20 protein-coding genes and 2 pseudogenes are annotated in these 23891 nt (G+C 61.2%); 3 read left to right on the forward strand and 19 right to left on the reverse strand.

The features are described from left to right. Positions 1-134 precede the first annotated feature (134 nt). Positions 135-1250 (forward strand): annotated as a pseudogene (locus QQL78_RS19560) (tyrosine-type recombinase/integrase). A 12-nt stretch (positions 1251-1262) separates the two neighbouring features. Here the strand turns inward: QQL78_RS19560 and repC are convergent. From repC to QQL78_RS19580, 4 genes are all read right to left on the reverse strand, one after another. Then, positions 1263-2543, reverse strand: coding sequence for a plasmid replication protein RepC (gene repC / locus QQL78_RS19565; protein ID WP_284376324.1), 1281 nt, complete (start codon positions 2541-2543; stop codon positions 1263-1265). A 160-nt stretch (positions 2544-2703) separates the two neighbouring features. Then, positions 2704-3699 carry a plasmid partitioning protein RepB gene (repB, locus tag QQL78_RS19570; protein WP_284376325.1) on the reverse strand — a complete coding sequence of 332 codons (996 nt, stop codon included), beginning with the start codon at positions 3697-3699 and terminating at the stop codon, positions 2704-2706. Positions 3700-3802: 103 nt separating this feature from the next. Next, positions 3803-5014 carry a plasmid partitioning protein RepA gene (gene repA, locus QQL78_RS19575; protein WP_284376326.1) on the reverse strand — a complete coding sequence of 404 codons (1212 nt, stop codon included), beginning with the start codon at positions 5012-5014 and terminating at the stop codon, positions 3803-3805. Positions 5015-5504: 490 nt separating this feature from the next. After that, entirely contained in the window at positions 5505-5843 is a 339-nt protein-coding gene (locus tag QQL78_RS19580; RefSeq protein WP_284376327.1) for a DUF736 domain-containing protein, read from the reverse strand. A 639-nt stretch (positions 5844-6482) separates the two neighbouring features. Here QQL78_RS19580 and QQL78_RS19585 point away from each other — a divergent pair. Continuing rightward, entirely contained in the window at positions 6483-6824 is a 342-nt protein-coding gene (locus QQL78_RS19585; RefSeq protein WP_284376329.1) for a type II toxin-antitoxin system RelE/ParE family toxin, read from the forward strand. Then, a complete protein-coding gene (locus QQL78_RS19590) occupies positions 6821-7114 on the forward strand; it encodes a helix-turn-helix domain-containing protein (RefSeq protein ID WP_284376330.1) in 294 nt (97 codons plus the stop codon). The genes QQL78_RS19585 and QQL78_RS19590 overlap by 4 nt, the downstream gene beginning before the upstream one ends. A gap of 8 nt (positions 7115-7122) precedes the next feature. Here the strand turns inward: QQL78_RS19590 and QQL78_RS19595 are convergent, their stop codons facing one another. From QQL78_RS19595 to pcaG, 15 genes and pseudogenes are all read right to left on the reverse strand, one after another. After that, positions 7123-8034 (reverse strand): DUF2493 domain-containing protein, encoded by a 912-nt coding sequence (locus QQL78_RS19595; RefSeq protein ID WP_284376331.1) that lies wholly within the window; start codon positions 8032-8034, stop codon positions 7123-7125. Positions 8035-8332: 298 nt separating this feature from the next. Further along, complete coding sequence (locus tag QQL78_RS19600; RefSeq protein ID WP_284376333.1) at positions 8333-9379, reverse strand: DUF7146 domain-containing protein; 1047 nt, start codon at positions 9377-9379, stop codon at positions 8333-8335. Next, positions 9376-13773 (reverse strand): strawberry notch-like NTP hydrolase domain-containing protein, encoded by a 4398-nt coding sequence (locus QQL78_RS19605; protein WP_284376334.1) that lies wholly within the window; start codon positions 13771-13773, stop codon positions 9376-9378. The genes QQL78_RS19600 and QQL78_RS19605 overlap by 4 nt, the downstream gene beginning before the upstream one ends. Positions 13774-14286: 513 nt before the next feature. Next, the gene (locus QQL78_RS19610; RefSeq protein WP_284376335.1) at positions 14287-14922 is read right to left on the reverse strand and encodes a hypothetical protein; all 636 of its coding nucleotides are present in this window, start codon (positions 14920-14922) and stop codon (positions 14287-14289) included. 105 nt (positions 14923-15027) lie between these two features. Continuing rightward, a pseudogene (locus tag QQL78_RS19615) lies at positions 15028-15502 on the reverse strand (DUF6915 family protein). 1 nt (position 15503) lies between these two features. Continuing rightward, positions 15504-15887, reverse strand: a complete 384-nt coding sequence (locus tag QQL78_RS19620; RefSeq protein ID WP_284376336.1) for a DUF6878 family protein — start codon at positions 15885-15887, stop codon at positions 15504-15506. Positions 15888-15966: 79 nt separating this feature from the next. Next, entirely contained in the window at positions 15967-16263 is a 297-nt protein-coding gene (locus QQL78_RS19625; RefSeq protein ID WP_284376338.1) for a hypothetical protein, read from the reverse strand. A 116-nt stretch (positions 16264-16379) separates the two neighbouring features. Then, entirely contained in the window at positions 16380-16760 is a 381-nt protein-coding gene (locus QQL78_RS19630; protein ID WP_284376340.1) for a DUF3768 domain-containing protein, read from the reverse strand. Positions 16761-16886: 126 nt separating this feature from the next. After that, positions 16887-19058, reverse strand: coding sequence for a ParB/RepB/Spo0J family partition protein (locus QQL78_RS19635; protein WP_284376341.1), 2172 nt, complete (start codon positions 19056-19058; stop codon positions 16887-16889). 153 nt (positions 19059-19211) lie between these two features. Then, positions 19212-20264: a 3-carboxy-cis,cis-muconate cycloisomerase gene (locus QQL78_RS19640; RefSeq protein ID WP_138865781.1), complete on the reverse strand. Its 1053-nt coding sequence runs from the start codon at positions 20262-20264 to the stop codon at positions 19212-19214. Continuing rightward, a complete protein-coding gene (gene pcaD / locus QQL78_RS19645) occupies positions 20261-21046 on the reverse strand; it encodes a 3-oxoadipate enol-lactonase (RefSeq protein WP_284376344.1) in 786 nt (261 codons plus the stop codon). Before pcaD ends, QQL78_RS19640 begins: the two co-directional genes overlap by 4 nt. Continuing rightward, entirely contained in the window at positions 21046-21684 is a 639-nt protein-coding gene (locus QQL78_RS19650; RefSeq protein WP_138865779.1) for a CoA transferase subunit B, read from the reverse strand. The genes pcaD and QQL78_RS19650 overlap by 1 nt, the downstream gene beginning before the upstream one ends. Continuing rightward, positions 21684-22388 (reverse strand): CoA transferase subunit A, encoded by a 705-nt coding sequence (locus QQL78_RS19655; protein ID WP_284376347.1) that lies wholly within the window; start codon positions 22386-22388, stop codon positions 21684-21686. Before QQL78_RS19655 ends, QQL78_RS19650 begins: the two co-directional genes overlap by 1 nt. Then, entirely contained in the window at positions 22385-23224 is an 840-nt protein-coding gene (locus QQL78_RS19660) for a 3-oxoadipate:acetyl-CoA acetyltransferase (RefSeq protein ID WP_284376349.1), read from the reverse strand. The genes QQL78_RS19655 and QQL78_RS19660 overlap by 4 nt, the downstream gene beginning before the upstream one ends. Then, entirely contained in the window at positions 23217-23837 is a 621-nt protein-coding gene (pcaG, locus tag QQL78_RS19665; RefSeq protein ID WP_138865869.1) for a protocatechuate 3,4-dioxygenase subunit alpha, read from the reverse strand. The genes QQL78_RS19660 and pcaG overlap by 8 nt, the downstream gene beginning before the upstream one ends. Positions 23838-23891 lie beyond the last annotated feature (54 nt).

The raw sequence follows: 23891 nt of genomic DNA on the forward strand, positions 1-23891 counted from the left end.
TAAGTGTCTTATGTCCGATAATGAAACTATAATCCGGGAATGAAACAAGAACATGAACACAATAATATCAATACGTTAGTGTCCACTCATGGAACAAGAACGACACTCAAAATTAGCATATTTTCGGGGAATGAATGGACTCAGACAACGAGAATTCGATGTCATCGCACTCTGGTAAGTCTGATGATGCTCAAGGCGACGAGAGCCGTCAAGACAGAAGCGATGGGATCGCCCTGCCCGCGTATGTGGCGGGCTCAGGCACGCTCGATCACCTGGTCGATAGGGCCCGCGACTATGCGCGCGCGGCAGCGTCGGACAACACCCTGAAGGCTTATGCAAAGGACTGGACGCACTTCGCGCGCTGGTGCCGGATGAAAGGCGCGGAACCGCTGCCCCCTTCACCGGAAATGATCGGGCTCTATCTTGCGAATCTGGCGTCCGGATCGGGCCCCTCCCCTTCGCAGTCGGCATCCCGACCCCTATCGGTCAGCACCATCGACCGCCGCCTGTCGGGCCTCGCCTGGAACTACGCGCAACGGGGGTTTACTCTCGATCGCAAGAACCGGCACATCGCCACAGTGCTTGCCGGGATCAAGCGCAAACATGCGCGCCCGCCGATGCAAAAGGAAGCGATCCTGGCGGAAGACATCCTCGCGATGGTGGCCACCCTGCCCTATGATTTGCGCGGGCTCCGGGATCGCACAATCCTGCTGCTCGGCTACGCCGGAGGTCTGCGCCGCTCGGAAATCGTCAGCCTTGACGCCCATAAAGACGACACGCCGGATTCCGGCGGCTGAATCGAGATCCTGGAGAAGGGCGCGCTGCTGACGCTAAATGCAAAGACCGGCTGGCGCGAAGTCGAGATTGGCCGGGGATCGAAAGATCAGACCTGCCCCGTGCACGCGCTCGAGCAATGGCTGCACTTCGCGAAGATCGACTTCGGACCGGTCTTCGTGCGGACCTCCCGCGATGGAAAGAAATCCCTGAATGCGCGGCTGAACGACAAGCACGTCGCGCGCCTGATCAAGCGCACGGTTCTGGACGCGGGTATCCGGTCGGACCTGCCCGAGAAGGATCGCCTGGCGCTGTTCTCCGGCCACTCCCTGCGCGCCGGTCTCGCCAGTTCGGCCGAGGTCGATGAGCGCTACGTCCAGAAACAGCTCGGACACGCCTCGGCCGAGCTGACCCGCCGCTACCAGCGTCGCCGCGATCGGTTCCGGGTGAACCTGACCAAGGCCGCCGGTCTCTGACCCCCTGCTCCATCACGCCGCCTGCCCGCTGAGCCTGCCGTAGAAGCTGCGCTCGAGATGCAGCTCCCCTGCCCCGGCCTTCTCGACCATGCCGCGCAGATAGCCGCCCGGCGAGGAAACCTCACCCGCGCTGTGCTTCTCGAAGACGAGCGCAAACGCGGCCGTGGCCACCTGGGTGCCCATTCGGTCCTGCGCCACATTCCAGGCATGCTCCGAAATCCCGATCATCGGCCTGAGCTGCCCCGCAACCCGGTGCAAATCGCCCCAATCCTTCAGGAACCCGCCCATATTGCGCGCCCAGGATGCGAATTCGGGGCAGGCCTGCATGATTGTCGGCAGATCGAGCGCCGTTCGTTTCTTGCGCACTTCGGCCACCCAGTCTTCCAGATCCCTGTTAACCCGCTCTTCGGGTGGGGCATTGGGTACAACGGCCGCCGCTTCCTCTTTTTCAGAGGAATTACTAATTACAGGATTAAGTTGATTTGTAATTAGTATATGAGGTTCGGAAATGGCCCTCCTGGGGTTCATTTCTTGAGTCTTCTCCATGACTTGGGCATCATTATTACCGGTGTTCTCCACAGGTTTCACCACACCAGTCGCTTTGAGGTACGCCGCCTCGACACGCCCCTGAAGCTCCTTGAACCAGGTGAACAGCCGCGCAAGCTGTTCGGAGGCTTCGTGACGGCGCGGAAGTCGGTCCAGAAGCTCCTCGAAGAGCCCCGTGAATTGGCTCCAAGGCCCACGCAGCGCGTTGCTAATAGCCGCCTCGATCCGCGCACGGATCATCCGGCGCGCCACCGTGATCTGACGCTTCAGGCGCTGGCAGCGCTCGCGCTCGGCCTGCAACTCGGCTTGGAGATCCTCGAACTCCTCGACACGGGCCGAAAGCGGGGACAGATCGAAGCCGTAGGCCTCGACGATGCGCCCCTCGGCGTCCCTCCTGCCCCACCGCTTGCCATTAGGGCTATCCTGGAAGGAGATCACGCCAATCTCTGCCAGTCGCCGCGCGTGGCGTTTGAGTGCCGACAGGGAAAAGCCCGTCTGCTCCATCAGATAGGCGTTCGACGCCCAGACGATCGGACGCTGCCCCTCCTCCCAGTCCTGGGCCTGCGTGAAGGCCCCGAGCGTATCGAGGAGCATCATGTCGCCGGCTTTCAGGCCGATATGCGCGCCAACGCGCTTGAGCGCGACAAATGCCCGTGTTTTGGGTACTGCTACCCGTTCACCGGCTTGGGCAAGCTGCTCAGCAACCCCAAGACCCGGTGTCGGCTTGCGCCAACCTGTATGTTTCATGCCTGTATCTCACCTCCGGTTATGTGGAGGCAAAAGAAAGCCGTTCGCTCGAAAGCGTTCATCGTTGACAGTGATTCGTGGGAGAGGTATCTTCTAAGCGACCAAACTTTTCAGATTAGCTCTCAGGCCACGCTGCTTGGGGGCTTTTCTTTTGCCTAGATCATTGTTCCGACTGCTCCTCTTTTGTTGCGAGGAATTCACTGTAGAGCTGATCCAGTCGACCGGAGAGGAAGTCTCCGAACTCGGTTGAATCCTGTGCTGTCAGCGAAATACTGAATGCCCTTCCGGATCGGCCGATGACCCCTTTGATGCGGCCTTTGCCGGCGGTCCAGGTACGCTTCTTGGGTGCCATGCGCGTCTTTCCGCGCTTGGGTGTCCTGCCCGCCTCTGCCAGTCTGCTGTGCAGGAGCTCGAACCTTGCATCGCTATCCAGCTCGTGAAACCCTTCGAGTTTCAAGGCACCTTCAAGGACCTTTTGGTTCGCAGGCTCCGAAGCCAGCTTCTTGAAATCCTCCCAGCGGTCACGGCCAATCTGCTTGGCGGGACCGATCCGCTCAATCACATGCCTCGGGATGTTCTGCGCGACAGACAACATGCGCGACAACAGCGTTCCATCAATGGTCAGCGCCGACTGGATCACATCCTTCGCCTGCCCCATATCAAGGAGGCTTTTTGCGAATAGCGCCTTCTCGATGAATGAGAGATCCGCGCGCGCCGTGTTCTCTTGCCCTTGGGCGAGAATGTGCGCCACATCGTCCATTGGTTTGACGACAGCGCGAACCTTCCGGCCAAGGGCTGACGCCACGCGCACACGCCGATGGCCGAAGACGATCATATAGCGACCGTCTAGATCCGGGTGTGGGCGAAGTAGTACTGGAGTGTCCTGGCGACCAGCTGCAATCGACTCCTTCAGCTCGTTGAAGGCCTCGTCGTCGTCGCTGAGACGATCCGAGACGAAGGACACATCGATCAATTGGGGATCGATTTCGACGATGGTTTCCCCTTCGAGCAAGCGCTTCGAATTTTCGGCGAGACTGTCAATCGAGACCTTCATGGACTTTGATGCGCCACGCATCGCATAGCCTGATCGGCCAGAGTCCTTCGGTTGCTCGGAAGAACTGGCCATCACACTTTTCAGGAGGTCTTTACGAGCCATCAAGCTGTCTCCTTCTGGGCAATCATAGCCGTGAACACTCTCGACAAATGGCTGTCTGCACGGCTGTCAAAACTTTCAATCTGCACGGCTGTCAAAGACGTCGTCATTCGCGCCCCCATGCTTTGTGGATCAGCTCTGAAACCTCATCGTTCACGTCGTTCAGTGAAGTGATTGCCCGGTCATAAGTTGTGCGAACAAACTGGGAGCGCTCGACCTCGTAGAGCGTCTGTTTAGTAATCCCAGCGTCGGAGATCGCCGTGGATTTCAATACAGGCGCGGTAAGCATCTGGTTCGGGAACATCGCCTGCAGAAAGCCGACCATCTGCTTCTGAGGGCCATCAGTGGGTTCAAACCTGGTGACCAGATAGCGAAACCACTTCAGTCGCATGTTTGCGCCAGCGTCTCGTATTGTCTTCATGATTCCGCCAAGCATGAGCAGAAACTGACTCATCGACATAACGTCCAGCATCTGTGGGTGGACGGTGACGATGACTGACGACGAGGCTGTCAGTGCGGTCAACGTGAGATAGCCAAGCTGCGGTGGGCAATCGATCACCACGACATCATAGCGATCATCGACTTCGTCGAGCGCCTTAGAGATCCGAGTGAAGAAAAGCCGCCCCTCGTGGGGGTCGCTGCTCGTCAACGCAACGGGGGTATCATACTCATACTCTTGAAGTTCCAAACTTGCAGGCACGATATCAAGGTTAGGAAAGTTCGTTGGTCGGATTACTTCGGTAATTGGCTTGCGTTGATCATCGTAGCGGAGCGTCTCGTAGAGCGATGGAACATTATCGAGCTCCGGCTGAATACCATGCAGAGCTGTCAGTGATGCCTGCGGGTCAAGATCGATCGCCAGTACACGATGCCCTTTCAGCGCCAAATGCTGAGCCAGATGAGCCGCAGTAGTTGTCTTTCCAGACCCGCCTTTGAAGTTGACGACAGAAACTACGTGCAGTTCCTCACCTTCACGCCGATGGGGCACATACCGCCGCTTTCCAGGCCGACCATGCTTGTCCAAATACGCCCGCAGTTCGAGCATTTGCTCGGCTGAATAACTACGCCTTCCCGACGACGAGGTTTCGGGATCGGGCCCCTTACCTTCTAGGTGGAGCTTCTTGATTGTCGACTGCGTTACACCAAGGTAGTAGGCAACTTCCGCCAAGGAAAACTGACGTAGACCTTTTTGAGCGTCCGGAGGATACTGTTCTTGCCGCAACATGTTGAGGCGATCAGAGATCAGCTCCCCCTGTTGGAGAATGATCTCATCGAAGGGTTGATCCTTCGTATCAGCCTCAAAAGACCTTTCTCTCATCTGCCCGCCCTCTAAATATCGCTTTTTCAGCGAATTCGCTCTTTAAAGTGTCATCTACACGGAAAAATGAGTCTTCACAACGATTATTGCTCTGCTCGCAACTCTGACCCGCCTAGATGTTGACGTTAGGTGGCGTCGCAAAAGGTAGTGACCTAGTCACACCATAGCCCAACATCTAGATTTCCTCGCACGCGCGTGCCCACATTTGATCATGCAGTTCGCGCGACGTATACGCTTACAGTGTTGCTATTAAAGGCATTTATCGATTTGCACGGCTGTCAAACTGCCGATACTTTTCTGTAAGTTCGCTTTCCAATCGAGACGAGGGACCCTGTGGCTTGCGTCGTAAGTTTAAAAAACGTCGGCGGGACGAAGCTCTTAAGCCGAGCCAATTGTGGCAATCAAATCGCATCGGCGGAAGGCAGCCTGAAACACAGATATTAGTAGAAAGGATGGAAATCGGCCGGAGCAACCCGGCCGATTCTTTGGCTTAGGTGGCGTCTTTCGGCCCCCAGGGGATGACGGCTTGCAGGGACAGATCGTCCTGGTTCGCGGCCTTACCGAGGTTGGCGTTGAAGCCGTGGTCGCGGATGGTCAGCATGAAGTAGTCGGCGCCGGTCTCCTTGTTCTGCTTCTTCCAGATGCCACCGCACTCGACCAGCTTGCCGCGCGGGGAGCGGCCGAGGACGCGGTGCGTGGGGGCCATCGGATTCGTGCTCGCGACGGGTTCGACCGTGATGTCGAGATCAAAAGTCAGGGTCGAGATGGAGCCTACGCCCTTGGCGGTTTCGATGTCGGCGCTGGTGAATTTGATGCAGTTCGTGGTCATTGCTCTTCTCCTTGTTTGCGTTGCAATGATGGTCACCTTGCAGCTGGCCAAGGCCCGGCCACACCAAAGGCGAAGCGCAGCGGAGAGGGGCAGACGCCGGTCTTTTTTTGCTGCGCGCGGAATGGCCCGCAGGGTCAGGGGAAAAAGACCGGCGACAACCTTTGTGGACGGGACGACAGCTGCGACCAGCATGTCATGCAGCGCAGCACATCAAGAGAAGCGCCCTGGCCATGAAGGAAGGTGGGTGAACAGCCGAGGGAGAGGCCGTGAACCTTGGCTCACTTCTAAACTCACCGGAGATAAGACATAGCCCAGACGTCAAAGCCGCATCCCCCGGGATCATTGCCGCGCCCAATGTCCTCCCTGAAGCGCCCACGATTCGGACGAGTACTCGAGATGATCAGAGCGTGGAGCGAAAGGCCGGGCCGTCACGAGACATCGCAACAGTCCAATCTCACGAAATGACAACCCGGCTGGTAGGATCAATCTGCCTATGCGACGGCACATTTGGACAGTTACGCCGATAACAACTGACCGGGCATACCGGCAGGCTCTGGCAGCAGTTGCCGACTTGCTCTTCCGGCCCGCAAGCTATACGTCATTGACACATACGTCGCCGAAACCTATATGGGACTAAAGATGACACGATTGCAGACAGTGGTTGAACTGCCCGAATTCCAACGGCGCGCCAAGGCAATCATGTCGGACCAGGAGCGTGAGGCGGCGATCAACTTCATTGCCGCCAATCCGGAAGCGGGCATTTCTCTTGGTGGAGGGTTACGCAAAGTCCGCATCCCGAGAGAGGGGAGCGGCAAGAGTAGCGGCTTCAGGACGGTGTATGTCTTTGGCGGGACCCATATGCCGATCTTCCTTATCACGGTCTTCGCCAAGAATGAGAAAGCCATCCTGTCGAAGACCGAACAGGCCGCGGCGGTAGAGATGAGCAAGGCGCTTGTCGCGAAATATGGAGACGCAACATGAGTGCATTTGAATCCGTATCCAAGGGCCTAGAAGAGGCTCTGGCCTTCGCGAATGGCGACTTAGCAAGCGCGAAAGTGCATGAAGTTTCCGTGGCGGAGGTCGATGTCGCCGAAGTTCGGCAACGGACTGGCCTGTCCCAGGCAGAGTTCGCCAAGAGCATTGGCGTCGCGAAAGGCACGCTGCTGAACTGGGAACACGGGCGCCGGCAGCCGACAGGCCCGGCACAGGTTCTGCTGGCATTGATCGCAAAGAAGCCTTCTGTCGTGCAGGACCTTTTGCGCGGGGCGTGAACCGGGGCCTAAGCCCCGATCCTCTTGATGCGGATCCCGAGCTTGCGGGCCTTGTCGACGATGTTCTCGGTGATGCCCGAACCGGGGGTGGCGATCAGACCCTGCGGCATGGTCTCGAGCATCTTGTCGTTGCGCTTGAAGGGGGCGGCCTTGCCGTGGCTCTTCCAGTCGGGTTTGAAGACCACCTGGGTGACGCCACGGGTATCTGCCCAGCGGGCCGCGATCATCTCGGCGCCTTTGGGTGTGCCGCCGTGCAGGAGCACCATGTCCGGGTATTTCGTGTGGGTGGCATCGAGTACGGACCAGATCAAATCGTAGGCCTGATAGTCCCCGCCCGAGAAGGCGATCCGTGTGCCTTCGGGGCAGTGCACCTCGGTCTCCTTGCGGCGCTTGGCCGAGAGATAGGCGCGGCTGTCCACCACGGCGGAGGTGAGGCCGCGATGCGAGACCTTGGATCCGGTGCGGGGCAGCCAGGGTGAACCGGTGGCGGCCGAGAAGTGGTCCACGGCCAGATCGCGCATCTGCTCGAAGGCGTCGCGATGGTCCCAAAGCTTGAGCCCGATCAACTGGAGGCGCTCGAGTTCGACCGAGGCGACCTCGGAGCCGTCCTGGATTGCCAGACTTTCCCGGACCTCGAACTCATTGTCGTCGAGGAGCTTCTGGATATGGGTCAGCCGGCGATGGAAAATCGAGGTGAGCGACCAAAGCATCTCTTCGAGATTGTCTTCCAACTGGCTGCCGGTGAGAAGGCCGATGGTGGTGTCGAAAAGCGTCGCCATGGCGAGCTCGACCTCGTCGGGCTGGGGCAGGGGGCGATGATCGGTCTCGCCGGGCACGGGCGTTGCGCCGTGAAGTGCGAGGTGGTCGAGGATGGCGGAGGTCACGCCGGTCTCCTCTTGGATGTCTGTCTGATGGGGCATGGTCTGGTTCCTCTGTTTGATCTGACCCGATTTGGATGGGGCGATACCAGGACCGGCGGCGACCGGGCCGCATCCGTAAGGATCGGAGCGCAGCGGAGAATGCGCCGCGGGCCGGAAAATTGTCCCCGCGAGGAATGAGCCGCAGGCTCAGGGGAATTTTCTGGTTCGGGGCGCATTGCTGCCCGGGCGAGGGGCACTCAGCACCGACCCGCTGGTCCATCGCTCCCCTTTTCCAAACGGGATCAGATCGAACTAGTGGAACCGTTGCCCTGTCGGACATCCCCAGGGAGGGTGGCGGTCACCCGTCCTTGATCTCCAGACCTTGTACTCTCATGGCCTTGAGCAGAGAACGGCGCAGCGCATCTCTGCCAAATGCCCGCAGATCGTCGTTGAAATCGCCCATGGTCGGCACGAGATCACCACAGGCAATTCCAAGCGATTCCAGTTGGTTACGCAGTCTCTTTGATGCGATACGCCCAGCTTTGTCATTGTCCCGCGCGATCCAGATATGCTGGATCCCCGGCGGCGGGATGAAGAGGCTGAGATGGGTGGCGGTGAGACAGGAGGCGAGATCGAACTCGGGGAGAGCAGTGCCGACCGAGAGGGTGTTCTCGAGACCTTCGCCGACGATGAGTTCGGTGCGAGGCGAGCCGGACCAGAAGCGGGTGGCATGGCCGTGCAGCTGCCCAAGGATCCGTTTCGGACTTTCGATCTCGGCCAGGCCGCCGGTGGACGGGTCAAGGTAGGTGCGCGCGCATCCGGTGACCTGGCCGCGATTGTCGGTGATCTTTGCGAGCAGGGCAGGGGCCCTTCGCGGTGGATCGGCGTCGTCCTCGCCCTGCCGCAGAAAGACCCGCGGGTGATAGCGCAGGGCCGGACCAAGACGTGTGATTCCGCGACCGTGCAGATAGGTGGCGGCCAAGGTGCCAAGCACCGGCTTGCCCGCGGCGAAGAGTTTGCGCGCCTGGGCGATGCGTTTGGCGGAGGCTGTATCCGGGCGCTCAGCCCTGTGGGCTTCACGAGATACGACAGGGCAGGGGGCCTCGCCGAGAAAGGACCGGGCCTCCCTCAGCGTTTCCTTGAGCGTGACAGAACCAAGTCGCTCATGCAGCAGGTCGATCAGATCGCCATATTCACCCGTCGCATAGTCGGTCCAGGACCCAGCCTTGCGGCCACCTTGCGCGTGCAGCCGGATGGCGAGACTCTGACCCTTTGCGCCCGTGGTGTCGCCAACTTGCCAATAGTTGCCCTGCTTGCGCCCCTCGGGGAAATACTGGCGGCAGAAACTCTCGGCCCGGTCTGCCAGATCGGCCGAGAGGTCCGCGATACTGCGCCGCGCGCTCATGCTGCGGCATCCGCAGCGCTGGCGCCAACCGGATGTGCGGCGAGCACCCGTGCAAGAACGTCAATGCCGTCCACCGGGATGAACACCCGCGTCTTCCACTGGATCACCTCGGTGAAACAGCCCATCGCCTTCAGACCGGGCAGGGCCGTGCCCGACGCTCCGATGAGCTCGAGCCTCGGCTGCCCCATGACCACTGATCGGCGCAACTGATAGCCGCCGAGCAGGCTCAGGGTGGTTCTAGCCTCCATCACCGCGTCGAAGACCTCTTGCGGCGTCATCTCGATCTGACAATCAAGCCCGAGCCGCGCGTAGACGTTCAAGAGCTGCTCCTGGCTGACGAGACGGCCGATGGCGCGTTCCCCATCCTCGGTCTGCAGGCGATAGATGCGCATGTTGTCGGCGGGCAGCCGGTCCCAGATCGGCAGCAGCAACCCGCAGATCAGCGTGATCTTGGAGGTGGTGAACTCCGGCACCGCCTCGACCTCGGCCTGCCAAAGCTGTTCGAACATCGCATCATCAATCTCTTCCCAGTGCGATTTCGAGAAGTCGGAAAGCGCGAGGATCTCGGTCGCCATGGGTCGCAGCAGTTTCACCCGCAGGATCGGCACGCCGTCCTCATCCATGAAGGCCGGCGCCTTCACCATCAGGCCCGCGCGTTTGGAGGTCTTGTTCCAACAGAGCGTCGCGCCTTTTGTATCAGTGCAGATCTGTTTGACCCGGGGCAGGGTGAGCGGATCGTTTCGATCAGTCCGCTCCACGGTCAGGGCGGTGGCCGTCGCCCCCGTCACCTCATGCTCGAAGATGACATTGCGATCGACGATCTCGAATTTTTCGGCGCGCAGGGTTTCGAGGCCGACATCGAGCGTGCCCGCCTGGCGCGCGTCTTCGATGATGGCCGACAGAAACCCACCGAAGGCCTCGAAGATCGCGTCCTGCATGTCGATCCGGAGTGCCAGGCAGCGGTTCAGGAACTGCTGGATCGGCGGCAGGTTTTCCTTCATCGTGCCATCCGCCTCATCGAGCGTCAGACCGGTCATCTCCTGGAATTTCGCGTAGGAGCAGGCGTCGATCTTGCCCGCGCGCAGCTTGTAGAAGAACTGCCGCAGCGCCGCCCGGGCGTAGGGACTCTCGAGGTTATCTTCGGCGCGAAACATGTTCTGCCCGCCTGTCTCGCGCTGCCCCTTGGTGATGGCACCTAGCGTGTCGAGGCGGCGCGCGATGGTGGAGAGAAAGCGCTTCTCGCCCTTCACATTGGTCGCGACGGGTCGAAAGAGCGGCGGCTGCGCCTGGTTAGTCCGATTGGTGCGTCCCAGCCCCTGGATCGCATTGTCGGCCTTCCAGCCGGGCTCCAGCAGGTAGTGCACCCGGAGGCGCTGGTTCTTTGCTCCGAGATCGGCATGGTAGCTGCGCCCCGTGCCACCCGCATCGGAGAAGATCAGGATGCGCTTGGCATCATCCATGAAGGCCTGGGTTTCGCCGAGGTTGGAGGAGGCGGGGCGGTTCTCAACCTTGAGCCGTCCCTCGCGCGTCTTCACGATGCGCCGCTTGCGCCCCGTGACCTCGGCGGCCGCCTCCCCGCCTAAATGCCAAAGGATCTGGTCGAGGGCGCCCTGCACCGGGGCAAGGGCACCCAGGTGCTCGATCAGATCATCCCGCCGCCGCTCCGCCTCACGGCAGATAATCGGATTACCGTCGCCATCGAGGGCGGGACGCGAGCGCAGATCGCCATTCTCGTCCGTATAGGGCTCGAAGAGCTGCGTCGGGAAGCTGTGCATCAGGTAGTCCATGATGTTCTCCCTCGGCGTAAAATCGACCTGCAGGTCGTCCCAGTCCGAAGGCGGGATGTCTTCGAGGCGCCGTTCCATCACCGCCTCGCTGGTCGAGACCACCTGGATCACGGCCGAATGCCCCGCCGCCAGGTCCGCCTCAACGGCGCGGATCAGCGTGGGGCATTTCATGGCGGTGATGAGATGGTTGAAAAAGCGCTGCTTGTTGCTCTCGAAAGCCGAGCGCGCGGCGGATTTCGCCTGGGCATTCAACGTGCCGGTCTCGGAGGAAATACCCGAGGCCTGAAGCGCGGCCTCAAGGTTGTTGTGGATGATCTGATAGGCATCCGCGTAGCTATCGTAGATCGCGACCTGGGCGGGCGTCAGATCATGCACCAGCATCTCGTATTCGACCCCGGCATAGGAGAGGGACCGCGCCAGATAGAGCCCGAGCGCCTTCAGGTCGCGCGAGATCATCTCCATGGCGGCAATGCCACCGGCCTCCATCGCGGCGACAAACTCAGCACGCGTCACGAAGGGGAAATCCCCGGTGCCCCAAAGCCCGAGACGCGCAGCATAGGCGAGATTGCCGACGACCGTCGCGCCGGTGGCCGAGACATAGAGCACACGCGCATCAGGCAAGACGTTCTGCAGTGCGAGACCCGCAAGACCCTGCTGCGAGGCCTTCTTGTCGCCGCGGTCGGACTTTTCGCCGGTGGCATTCGCCATGGCGTGGCTTTCATCGAAAGCGATGACCCCATCGAACCCTTCGCCGAGCCAGGACGTCACCTGATCGAGGCGGGAGGCTTTGCCCTCGCGTTCAGCGGAGCGCAGCGTGGCATAGGTGATGAAAAGGATGCCTTCGGGAAGGCGGATGTCGCTCCCCTGGCGGAACTTCGAGAGCGACACGATATCGCTTTCGCGCCCGCCGAGCGCCATCCAGTCGCGCCGCGCGTCTTCAATGAGCTTGTCGCTTTTTGAGACCCAGACCGCGCGGCGGCGTCCCTGCAGCCAATTGTCGAGGATGATGCCCGCGACCTGACGTCCTTTGCCGCAGCCCGTGCCATCGCCCAGAAACCAGCCCTTGCGCAGGCGAAAGGCGCCCTCATCACCCTCGGCCGCCGCCATGAGCTGACCTTCGATCTCGCCGCGCTTGAACCAGCCCTTGAGATGCGTCTCGTGCGCGTTGCCCGCATAGATGACACTTTCGAGCTGCGGCGCGGAGAGAAGGCCGTCTGAAACGAGGCTCTTCGGCAGTATCGGCCGATAGGTCGGGACGGGCGGTGGCACCGAGGCCATGGCGGCGGATTGCACCAACGCGGTTGGGTGTTCCGCCGCGACGTCGATCTGGATCGCCTGAAGGTCATAGGCCTCGTAGACCGTGTCCTGCAGCGCACCTTCGGGGTCGCTCCAGGCTTTCGGCAGGTAGTCGAGTGGTGCCGTTTCGATGTCGTCGAACGGGTGTCTCGCGCGTTCTTCGGCGAGCGCACGTGTTTTCTTGCGGGCGGCGTTGCGAAGGGCGTGCAAGTTGGTGCGGGTCGAAGTGGTTGGAGCCGACAGGGCCGTACTGGTGGGGCAGTGCGGAGGGCTGCGGCGCTCGGGGCAGTGGGTCAGAACTGACGCGAGTAGATCGGCTGTGGTAGCGCAGATCGGATGATAGGTGGCCTCGATGTCGCCTGGCGCGGTCTCAGCTTCGTCGACCGCGCGCTTGTCGATCACCGTCAGCCGTGTGTCGATCGTGGTGCCATGCCGCGCGAAGACCTTGCCATCGATCGCGGCGGAAAACACCACATCGGCACTTGAGGTGATCCGCTGAAACGTCGATTGGAAGGATTTCGTGGAGGGGCGGAAGCTCTCGCCGGTGATGACAACAAGCCGCCCACAAGGCGCGAGGCGCGCCAGGGCGGAGAGCACATGTTGGCTGGTTGCCTGCCGGAATTTACCCTCGACATGGTTGGCCGCAGAAAACGGTGGGTTCATCACGATGACAGAGGGCGTGATCGACCGATCCAGCCGGTCGTCGATCGACGCGGCATCGTGATCCGAAATCACGGCATCTGGAAACAGCTGTCCCAATAGGGCGCGGCGGGTCTCAGCGAGCTCGTTCAGCGCCAGGCGAGCGCCTGCGATCCGGGCGAAGATCGCCAACATGCCTGTGCCGGCCGAGGGCTCGAGCATCCGGTCGTCATCCCGAAACCCCGCCACCTGCGCGACGATGGCCGCGAGCGGCAGAGGGGTCGAAAATTGTTGCAGTCGGACACTGTCTTCAGAGCGCCGCGTGTGTGACGGGGCCAGACCGGCGAGACGTTCGGTCATGCTGAGGAAGGCGTGCGGCGTGGCCGCCTGCCGCTGCATCAGCGCACCGTATCGCGTAAGCATCAGGATCTGAGCGACCTCTGCGGCCTCATAGGCGTCCTTCCAGACCCAGGCACCACTGGTGTCTCTGGCACCGAAAGCTTCTTCCATCGCGGCGCGCAGGGCGGCGGCGTCGATGGACGTGCCCGCCTCGAACAAGGGGACGAGGGTTCTCGCAGCCTGGATCAGGTTGTGGGCGAAGCACGAGGCTTCGTGCAGGGCAGAGGATTCCGGCTCGGGCGCAAGCGGGACGGAATGGGGGTGAGCGTTCATCGGCAATCTCCGGGGTTGAGGGTTGGCCCCGAGCCCCGAGCGCACTCTCTCACCCGGGAGGGGTCACCCCTCCCGCCCTGCCTCTCGCTCTTTCATGGGATTGCTTATCTCCGCTCAGGCAGCGGAAAGTTATCCACAGAATCTGGGGATGGAGCTGTGGGCACTACTACGCAAGCCCTTGTCAGTTTGAAGGAATAGCAGCTCGCCTAAGCATTGGGCGGTTTGCGGCCGGCGCATCCGAAACGGTTCGTCGTCGACCGATCGGCGGCCGTACGTACCCGGACAACCTTCAGGAAGAGCTTTGAAAAAGAAAAAGGCGGCATCCGGGAGGAGGTGGATGCCGCCGTTTGGCTTGGATCGGCTCAGGGAGGAGGAGAGAACCGATCACATTCGAAACATAGTGGTCATGCTGCGACCGCACAATAGCCGGGCCATGATATTTCTGCATTGCAGCAATGCGAGGCCGATTGGGATTCCCGCAATAAAGGGAGCGTATACCACCTGTGCCGGTTCCTAAGGGTGAGCCCGCTCTTGAGCGGCAGCGGACTCGCGTGTTTGACTCGGCAATGGTGCTGGCACCGCCCGGCGCGCCTCGAGCAGACAGTCCAGCTCATAGTCGCCGACAAACCCCCAGCAGGCGTCGACCTCCTCGCCGTCCCACTCGATGACATAGCCATAGACCCGCCCGGCAAGGTACGCATCGTAGCTGACGATTTCTGCGCGCAGGATGTCTTCAGCCTTTTCGCGCAGAGCCTTGGTGACGCGTTTCGCGCCAAACTCCTTCCGAACCGCCTCAAGCGTCACATAGACATAACCGACCTGGCCGGAATCCCACGGGCAGTGGAACCCGATGGTGTTCATCGCGAGGCCGGAGTGGTCATAGAGAAAGACGGGCAGCAGGATCGCCTTGCGCTCGGCGCGGTCGCGCAGCTGTTCCATCGAGAGATCACTATGATCCGAGACGCCCGCGATATCGCGCAGGAACGCCTCAGGGCTGTCGAACCGGTGCCCGTCGCCAAGCCGATAACGCCGGTGCCAGCAAATCAGCGTACCGAGGTTGCACCACTCGCGCGGGCTCTCAGAATCGGGGTCGTGGTAGATCTTGATGTTGTGGCCCTGGTGGACCTCCTCGTAAACGGGGTCATGCATGTCGATTGCCTTTCTTGAAACGCAATCGACCCGCCGAGCCTTTTGCGGCTCGAGCGGGTCGATTGGGACGTGGTCTGGTGATCGGTGAGTTTGCCTCCTAGCGATTCAGGCGGCGGCGCGGTTCTGGCGATGCTGGATGTGCTCGACCGAAACCTTCAGGAGCCAATCCTCAAAGCCGAGAATGGTCTGGTGATTGGCGACTGCTTCGATCCAGGCCGTGCGTGGATCGCGGCCGATTTGCGTCGGGTCGTTGTCGATCCGGCCATTGGCCATCCAAGGCTCCGGCTGAATGCGTCCGAGCCAGTCCGCCAGCGACGGGATACGCCCCTGGCAGTCCTCGCGCACATGCTGCTCACCGATCCAGCGGATCGGGACGACCCGGCCCGCGCTGTTGGTCAGGCTGTGGCCGAAGTGACGTTCGGCATCATAGATCCCGGCCGTATGATGGCGGTAGGCTCGGTGGACAAAGAGGGCCAGGTGCTCTTTCGATGAGTCACCAGTCGTGCACGAACTGATAGTCATCTGGAACACCGCCGAATTTTCGGGCCGAGCTTTCGGCGTGGTGGAGGGGGTGTGCCATGTCAGAGCCCCTCGTGTTCGGTGGTGTCGGTCACGATATAGCGGTTCGAGTGGCGGACATCGATCTTGTCCGCCTCAATCGCCCAGGTCAGTTCGCCATAGCCACCTTCGTTGTTCTCGAAGCCGGGGCTCAGCGCATAGGCGAAGTCCCAGCCGAAGTCTTCGACCCGGCGTCGCAGGCCTTCTGGCAGGGTGATCGTGTCAGGGCTCACGACGACATCCTCGACATTGCCGGAATCGCCGTAGCCTTCGTATTGCACCTCGATGCTCGTAACACCGAGCGCGCGCAGTTCTGTGAGAAGGGCTGCACGGGTCTCGACCCGCTGTTCGGCAGCACGTCTCTGAGATTCGAGCATCTGCGCGTAGAAATCAGTCTCTTGTGTCATGTCTTTGGTCCTTTGGAATTGAGGGAAGGGGAGGGCGACCGCTCAGCCAGGCCGCCCCGGAGGCTTCCTTTGGGGGGCTTCAGGCCGCCGCGGTGCCGCGTTTCTCGTTCGTGCGATCAACGAGGTTGAAATAGAGGTTCTCGGTCGCGCGCTTGAACCCGGGCGGTTTGCGAGGGGCGAGGCAGCGCACCGAGGCGCTGCAACTCTCGCCGTGCTCCATGGCGAACTGCGTCACCTGGTCGATCAGGTCATCCATGCCAGCGGCCTGGATGCGCTTTTCGGGGTAGCTCCCCAGCATCTGGAACTGGGTAACAACGAATGCGCCATCGCGATGCGCGGGATAGAGGGTGATCAGGTAGTCGAGTGTCTTGGCCATCTGAGGTCTCCTGTTGCGGGGGGGACGCGGGTATCGCGCCCCTTGAAACCCGCCAGCCCGAAAGGACCGCCCTTTGTGCAAGGGCGATCCGGGGCCGTGAGTAGGGATTGGAGGCGTCAGTACTCCGACGGGAGAAGCAGGGTCAGCACGCGACGCGTCTGTTCGGGATCGGAGGGCTCGGGCGAACCGTACGGATAATCGACGTCATACAAGTCGATCTTGAACCAGACCGTCGTGTCCTCAAACTCGATGACGCCCATCTCGTGCCATCCCTGCGGATCACTGTCGGCATTGAACCTGTCGAAGGCGGCGACACGTCGGGTCAATTCCAGTTGCGCATTGATCCCAAGCGCCGCGACTCCACGTGTCATCACGAACTGGCCCTGCGAGGCATCGGCGACCGGGGTAGTGCCGAGGATGGAGCGGCGAAACGCGTCATTCTGGGCGGCGATGAGTGCGGCTTCCCGAACGGGATCGAGGTCGAGTGTGGTGGTCATGGGGTGTCTCCGGGACGGGCCAGCCGATTTGATATCGGCTGTAGTCAACCCGCCAGTCGGAAAGGGCAGCCCTCGATGTGAGGACGGCCCTAGTTTCACGACGTAATCAGATCGGTGTTTGCTTCGTCAGGCCGCATCCCCGCTGAGAAAGGCGGGCAAGGACGACGGTTCATCGTTCTCCGCCTCGGCCAGACCGTCTGCGGCGGGCACGTCGTCTTCCTCCGCCTCGGACGCATCGCCAATCATTTTGGCTTCGGCCTCCGTCGCACCGGCAAACACCATCCCCTCGGGCAGCCAACGCGTAGTCTTTGCAGCCGTCGCGGCTTCGAAGCCTTCCGTTTCGCCCGCCGTTTCCGCGAAAGCCCGCTCCATCGCAGCCGCGATATCGCCCTTGCGCTCGCGATTGCGATCCTCGGCGTAGTCGTCTCCGATCAGCTTGCGTGCCGTGGCCACCGCATGACCCTTGTTGACCCGACCCCAGTAGTTTTGTGCCGTCGGGCGCCAGCAAGCCGCCACATCGACGTCGAGCCGCGCGCCGAACTCCTCGATGATCGGGGAGGGGCGATTGTCGGAGGAGAGCTGCGGCTTGACCGCGAGACCCGCCGCCCAGGCGAAAAGCGCCTGCTTGTCCGCGATAGGCAGCGCCGACATCGCCTGGAAGTCCTTGGGTTTCTCCAGCTTCATCCAGTCGGTGGCGAGGTCCTGTTCCAGCGCCTCGAGCATCTTCTGGGCAACGGTGTCCGCATGCAGCACCTCGCGGTTTTGCGCCTGGAAAGGCCGGATCGAGATGTCGAGCGCCTCGTTGTTGTAGGACCGCCCCAAAGCCTGTTCGCAGAGCGCGTAGAGCATCGCATCGAACGCCACCTCGAAATCCGCCGCCAGATGTGCCCTGAGGATGTGCTGGCGCGTCGCGCGCAGATCGTCGGCGAGGCTCGCCGAAATCCCGTCCGCTTTGCGCAAAGTCGCGGCCGGGTCGGAGCTCGGCACCGGCGTGGAGGAGGTCGGCGGCGTTACGTGTGGGCGGGCAGGGGAGGGCGCGCCATCTGCATCTGCGGTGGTCTCGTCGGGCTCGGGCGCGGCTGGAATATCCTCGGGCCGCACCAGACCCTTCTCGACACGCAGAGCCCCATCGTGACCGATGGTCAGAACCACGCCAGCGATAGCGCGATCTTCGTCCGCGTAAGGCAGCCGTTCGCGCTGCAGGGCTTCGATCTCGCGGAGGCGCGGCTCAATGGCGTAGTATTCTTCCGTTTCAGCGTCAGTCCAATCCTCGCCGTCATTCTGCGCCGCCAGTTCTTCCTCGCGCGCGATGAGACGTTCCTCCTCGGCCAGCAAATCCGGATCCGGCTCGACATCCTGCGGATAGACCCGCCCGAAACTACGAAACGCGCCGTAATCCACCGAGAGATGCACCTCGACCCATTTCCACGCCGTCTCGAAGGGTTTGGCCGCTGTCTGCAGCTTCTCGATGGCGAGGCGCTCCAGAAGGTCGGGGTTTTCCATATGGGCGCTGGCACGATCGTCGAAGAGATCGCGCAGCAAAACACCGCCCGCCGCCTCGTATGCTTCGATGCCGACAAAGCGCCCCAGGGCCGAATTCGCCGAATGCGCGGACTCAGTCAGCTGGCGTTTGATGCTTTGCGGATGGATGTGATAGCCGCCCTTTACCACGTTCCAGACCGCAAGTTGGCGATCATGATCGTCCGTCAGCGTGAAGGCCATGACGCATTCGAGGGTCAGATCACCGGCACGAAACTGCTCAATGATTTCGGGCGCGACACGGGCGAGTTTGAGCCGACGGCGCACCAGGTCGACGGAGACGCCGAATTTCAGGGCGATCTCGTCTTCGCTGCGCCCCTCGCCGATCATCTTGTCGAAAGCCTCGAACTGATCAGCGGGATGCATCGCCGCGCGCTGGAGGTTTTCCGTTGCGGAGGTGAGGACAGCATTGCGCTCGTCCTCGACGAGGCAGGGCACAGGATGATCGGCCGGGATGACGCCGTGATCGGCGAGCTGCTTCAACGCCTTGAGGCGACGGCCGCCAGCATCGACCGCAAAACGTGTCTCTGACAGCGCATGAACCACCAGGTTCTGCTTGATGCCGGTCTCGCGGATGCTGGCGAGGAGCTCTGCATCATCGCTGGCGCTTGCCGCAACCTTGCGGACGTTGAGCGGGCTCGGCTCCAGCTGGTTGAGCGGGATCATCCGGATGTCGGCAGCGCCGTCAGGCGTTGCCGGCCCGGCGGCATTGGTCTTCTTCGAGTTGGCGGGTTTCGGTCGGGTTGCGGTCTTGGCCATGGTCGGGATCCTTGTCACGCCGGACCCGGAAGAGACTCTCTCTATCCTTTCAAGCCCGGCACCCGGGCTTCCCTTTCTCTGGCTCTTTATTCGGCCTGGATGCTTTTTGTGTAAACTCTCGATACCCGCATAGGGTTTGAAATTTAGTTTGTTTCATGCCTTCCCAACAGCTCTGATTTGCGCGCATAATGCCTGTGAGGCTGTGAGCGCGCGGGCGGTTGTTACAGACATCTGCGGCAAGATCATCCATTCGAGCATCCATGCCGCACCGGAGCGTTCCTGTTCATGCACCAGCGCGTGATGCACCCCTGAAAGCTGGGTCGCGTTGAAACGCGCCAGCGTCATCAGAAGCTCTGCCAGAACTGGATTGGACTTATGCGGCATGGCCGAGGAGCCACCGCCTACCGTCAGCGTGACATCGTCGATGCCCTGTTGCGCCATCAGCGCCACGTCCTGTCCGATCTTGCCAAGGCTGCCAGTGATCAGCGACAGGCAACCGGCATAGGCCGCAACGCCCGAGCGGTCCGTGTGCCACACAGGGCCATCGATAAGCGTAAGTTCCTTTGCGATCTGCGCGGCAATTTGTGGCCCCGCTTCACCGAAATCGCCACGCGTTCCGACTGCGCCACCAAGCTGCAATCGCTCAACTTGTGGCCGCAAGCCCTCCAGAGCGGCGACATGGGATGCCAGCGGTTGCCGCCAGGACGCAAGGCGATCCGCGACGGTGATGGGCAGGGCAGCCTGCATACGAGTGCGGCCCATCAGGGCGTTTGTGCCTTGGGTTTGAGTCAGTCCGCCAAGCGTTGCATCGAGCTCTTTCAACCGGAGTTGCAACAGGTCGGTCAAGGTTTTTAGCGTTAGCGAGAGCGCGGTATCCATGACATCCTGCGAGGTGGCTCCGGTGTGAACGGCGGCACGATAATCGCCTGCCACAGCGCGCAGTTGCTTGACCAGATTTGGGATTGGCAAGCCATCGGTACCAGTACCCCGTGCGAGGCCTTGCAGGTCGATATCTGCGGTCTCGATGACCGAGGCCGCCGCCGCTCCGTGCCCTGACGGAACCAGTCCGCTCTGCTCCAGCGCACGTGCGAGGGCCGCTTCGAATGCGCGGAAATGATCCAATTGCGCCTCTGGCGACCAGAGGGCGGCAGCCTCGTCATCCCCAAACAGCCCACCCAGCCATGGGTGTTCGAACACCGAGATCATGGCAGGGCCGCCATATGGGTCTGGATGTCCCGTGCGAGCCTATCAGGGGCCTCAATGCAGGGCAGGTGGCCCACATTGTCGTAGCAGGTGAAACCTGCAGTGGGGATAAGCTGCGACAATGCCTGAACGAGATCGGGCGGGGTTGCCCGATCGTCAGTCCCCGCGACGCAGAGCGTCGGACAGGTGAGGCGCTGCGTCGCCTCCGTGAGGTCCGCGTCCCGGATGGCCGCACAGACCGCGCGATAGCCTGCCAACGGGGTGCGGGCCAGCATCATCCGGTACCCGGCTGTCGCCTGCGGATGATCGCGGCGGAAGGTTGGCGAGAACCAGCGTTCGATGATGCCGTCAGCCATCGCCTCCAGGCCGGTGGTGTCCAGCGCGGCGATCCTCTCCTCCCAACTCTCTGGCGTGCCGATCCGATGTGCGGTGTTGCAGAGCACCAATCCAGCGACCAGGTCCGACCGGGACGCTGCCAACGCCTGTGCGATCATGCCACCCACAGACACACCGCAGACCATTGCGCCTTCAAGAGAATTTGCTTCCATCAGTGCCGCAAGATCGGATGCGAATTCTTCCATGGTTCGCGCGCCGCCCTGAGACAGGCCATGCCCGGATTTGTCATAGGTCAGAACGGTCCACTCTGCAGGGAGGGCGGCAATCACGCGGTCCCAGATGCGCAGATCGGTGCCAAGCGAGTTGACAAACACGATCGGCACGCGCGCGGTCCCTGGGCGCAGGTCGAAATGGTGCACGCGGCCCTGGATCGTCAGAAAGTCAGACATCAGACAATGGTTGCCTCGGTCGCTGCGATCATGTCTTCGCGAGTCACGCCGGGGGCGAGTTCGACGATGTGAAGGCCCTTGTGCTCCACCTCGAGGACTCCAAGATTCGTGATGATCAGATCGACGACACCTTTTCCGGTGAGGGGCAGGGTACATTCCTTGAGCACCTTTGACTCGCCATGTTTGTTGGTGTGGTCCATCACGACGATGACGCGGCCTACGCCTGCGACAAGATCCATGGCGCCGCCCATGCCCTTGACCAGCTTTCCGGGGATCATCCAGTTCGCCAGGTCGCCGTTTTCGGCCACTTCCATGGCACCCAGCACGGCCGCCGCGATCTTGCCGCCGCGGATCATGCCGAAGGAGGTCGCACTGTCGAAATAGGACGTGCGCGCCAGTTCGGTGATGGTCTGTTTGCCAGCGTTGATCAGATCGGGGTCTTCCTCGCCCTCAAAGGGGAAGGGGCCCATGCCCAGCATGCCGTTTTCTGACTGAAGAGTGATGTCCTTGTCGCCGACGTAATTGGCGACCAGCGTCGGGATGCCGATGCCGAGATTCACATACATTCCGTCTTCGAGTTCCTGAGCCGCACGGGCGGCCATCTGGTTGCGGTCCCAACCTTTGACTTCACTCTGCATTATGCGTCCTCCCGCTTGCGCGTGGTTCGTTGTTCGATGCGTTTTTCATGCGCGCCCTGCACGATCCGGTGCACATAGATACCGGGCAGGTGGATATTGTCGGGGTCGAGGCTGCCGCGCGGCACGATCTCTTCCACCTCTGCGACACAGACACGTCCGCACATGGCGGCCGGCGGATTGAAGTTGCGCGCGGTCTTGCGGAAGACGAGGTTGCCGGTGTCGTCGGCCTTCCATGCTTTGACGATCGAAAGGTCGGCAAAAATGCCTTCCTCAAGGATGTAGTCCTCGCCGCCCCAGGTTTTTACTTCCTTGCCTTCGGCGATCACGGTGCCGACACCGGTCTTGGTGTAGAAGCCAGGGATGCCGCAACCGCCAGCACGCATGCGCTCGGCCAGGGTGCCCTGCGGGTTGAACTCAAGCTCCAGCTCGCCGCTGAGGTATTGGCGCATGAACTCGGCGTTCTCGCCGACATAGGAAGAGATCATCTTCCTGACTTGTCGGGTCTGCAAAAGGATTCCGATCCCGAAATCGTCGACGCCAGCGTTGTTGGAGGCGAAGGTGAGATCCTTCACGCCGCTCTCCTTGATGGCCTCCAACAGCAGTTCGGGGATGCCACAAAGGCCAAAGCCCCCAGCGGCAATCAGCATGTCATCGCGCAAAAGCCCGTCGAGGGCCTCGGATGCGGTGGCGTAGACTTTCTTCATGCGGCGACCTCCTTCAGTCCCAGTATCCTTCTGGCCTGGCTCCATGTGGCCACTGGGCGTTCGTATGTCTCGCAGAGCTCGACCACCCGGCGCACCAACGCTGCGTTAGATGGTGCCAGCGTGTTGCGATCAAGCCGTACATTGTCCTCAAGCCCCGTACGGGCATGACCGCCGGAGGACACGGCCCAGTCGTTCAGCGTCGATTGCTGGGCACCTATCCCGGCCGCGCACCAAGGTGTGGCTTCTCCAAAAAGTCGCTTGACGGTCTTGATGTAGAAATCGAACACGTCGCGGTCGACCGGCATGGCGTTTTTTACGCCCATGACGAACTGCACATAGGGTGTGTCCTTGATCCGCCCGTCGGCATGCATCTTCGCCGCCTGAAAGATGTGGCTCAGATCGAAGGCCTCGATCTCCGGCTTCACATCGTGCGCCTTCATCTCGGACGCGAGCCAGTCGACCAGATCGGGCGGGTTTTCATAGACCCGCGTGGGGAAGTTGTTCGACCCTACCGACAGGGACGCCATATCAGGTGCTAGCGGCAGCATGCCGCCGCGTGTGTGGCCTGCACCTGACCGACCGCCAGTGGAAAACTGGATGATCATGCCGGGGCAGTGTTTCTCCAACCCTTCTTTCAGGCGTGCGAACTTCTCGGGGTCGGAGGACGGCGTCTCGTCATCGTTGCGCACATGGGCATGAACGATGGAGGCACCGGCCTCGAAGGCTTCATGGGTGCTTTCGACTTGCTCGGCGACGGTTATGGGGACCGCCGGGTTGTTGGCCTTTGTCGGCAACGACCCGGTGATGGCGACACAGATGATGCAGGGATCAGACATCAAAGAACACCGTTTCGTTCTCACCCTGAAGCTGAATGTCAAAGCGGTAAGTGGGCAGGCCGTCCGTTTCACTGCGTTCGGCGATCAGGGTGGCGCGGCGGTGTTTCCATTCGATTAGATTTAAGACCGGGTCGGCGGTATTGGCTTGTGCCTCGTCTCCGAAGTACATTCGGGTGTTGAGCCCGATATTGATGCCGCGCGCGACAATCCAGAAGTTCAGGTGCGGGGCCTGTGTGCCCACGTTGCGGCCCTTGGTTGTCCCGGGCTTTACCGTTTCGAATGACCACTCACCCGTCTCGAAATCGGAAATGACCCGACCCCAGCCACGGAAGCCATCTTCGACGTCGCCACCGCCTTCGGGGTGGGCGTAGTGCCCCTCGGCATTGGCCTGCCATACTTCGAGCAGTACGTCTTTGATCGGTGCGCCCATGCCGTCGATCACGCGGCCTTCGACGCGGATGCGTTCGCCCTTCGCGTTCCGGCCGGTGATGTCGTGACCCAACTCCTGGCGGTAGATGTCAAATCCTGCGGCACCTGGTGCCAAGCCGATATGGACGTAGGGACCGGCGGTTTGGGAGGCGGATTCTTTCAGGTAGGCGAGTTCTTGAGGCATGTTTTTTCTCCTGTTGACGCGTTTCCGAACCGGAAAACCGGTTCCGACTTTTTC

It is taken from the genome of Sulfitobacter pacificus (assembly GCF_030159975.1).
GTDB lineage: Bacteria > Pseudomonadota > Alphaproteobacteria > Rhodobacterales > Rhodobacteraceae > Sulfitobacter > Sulfitobacter pacificus.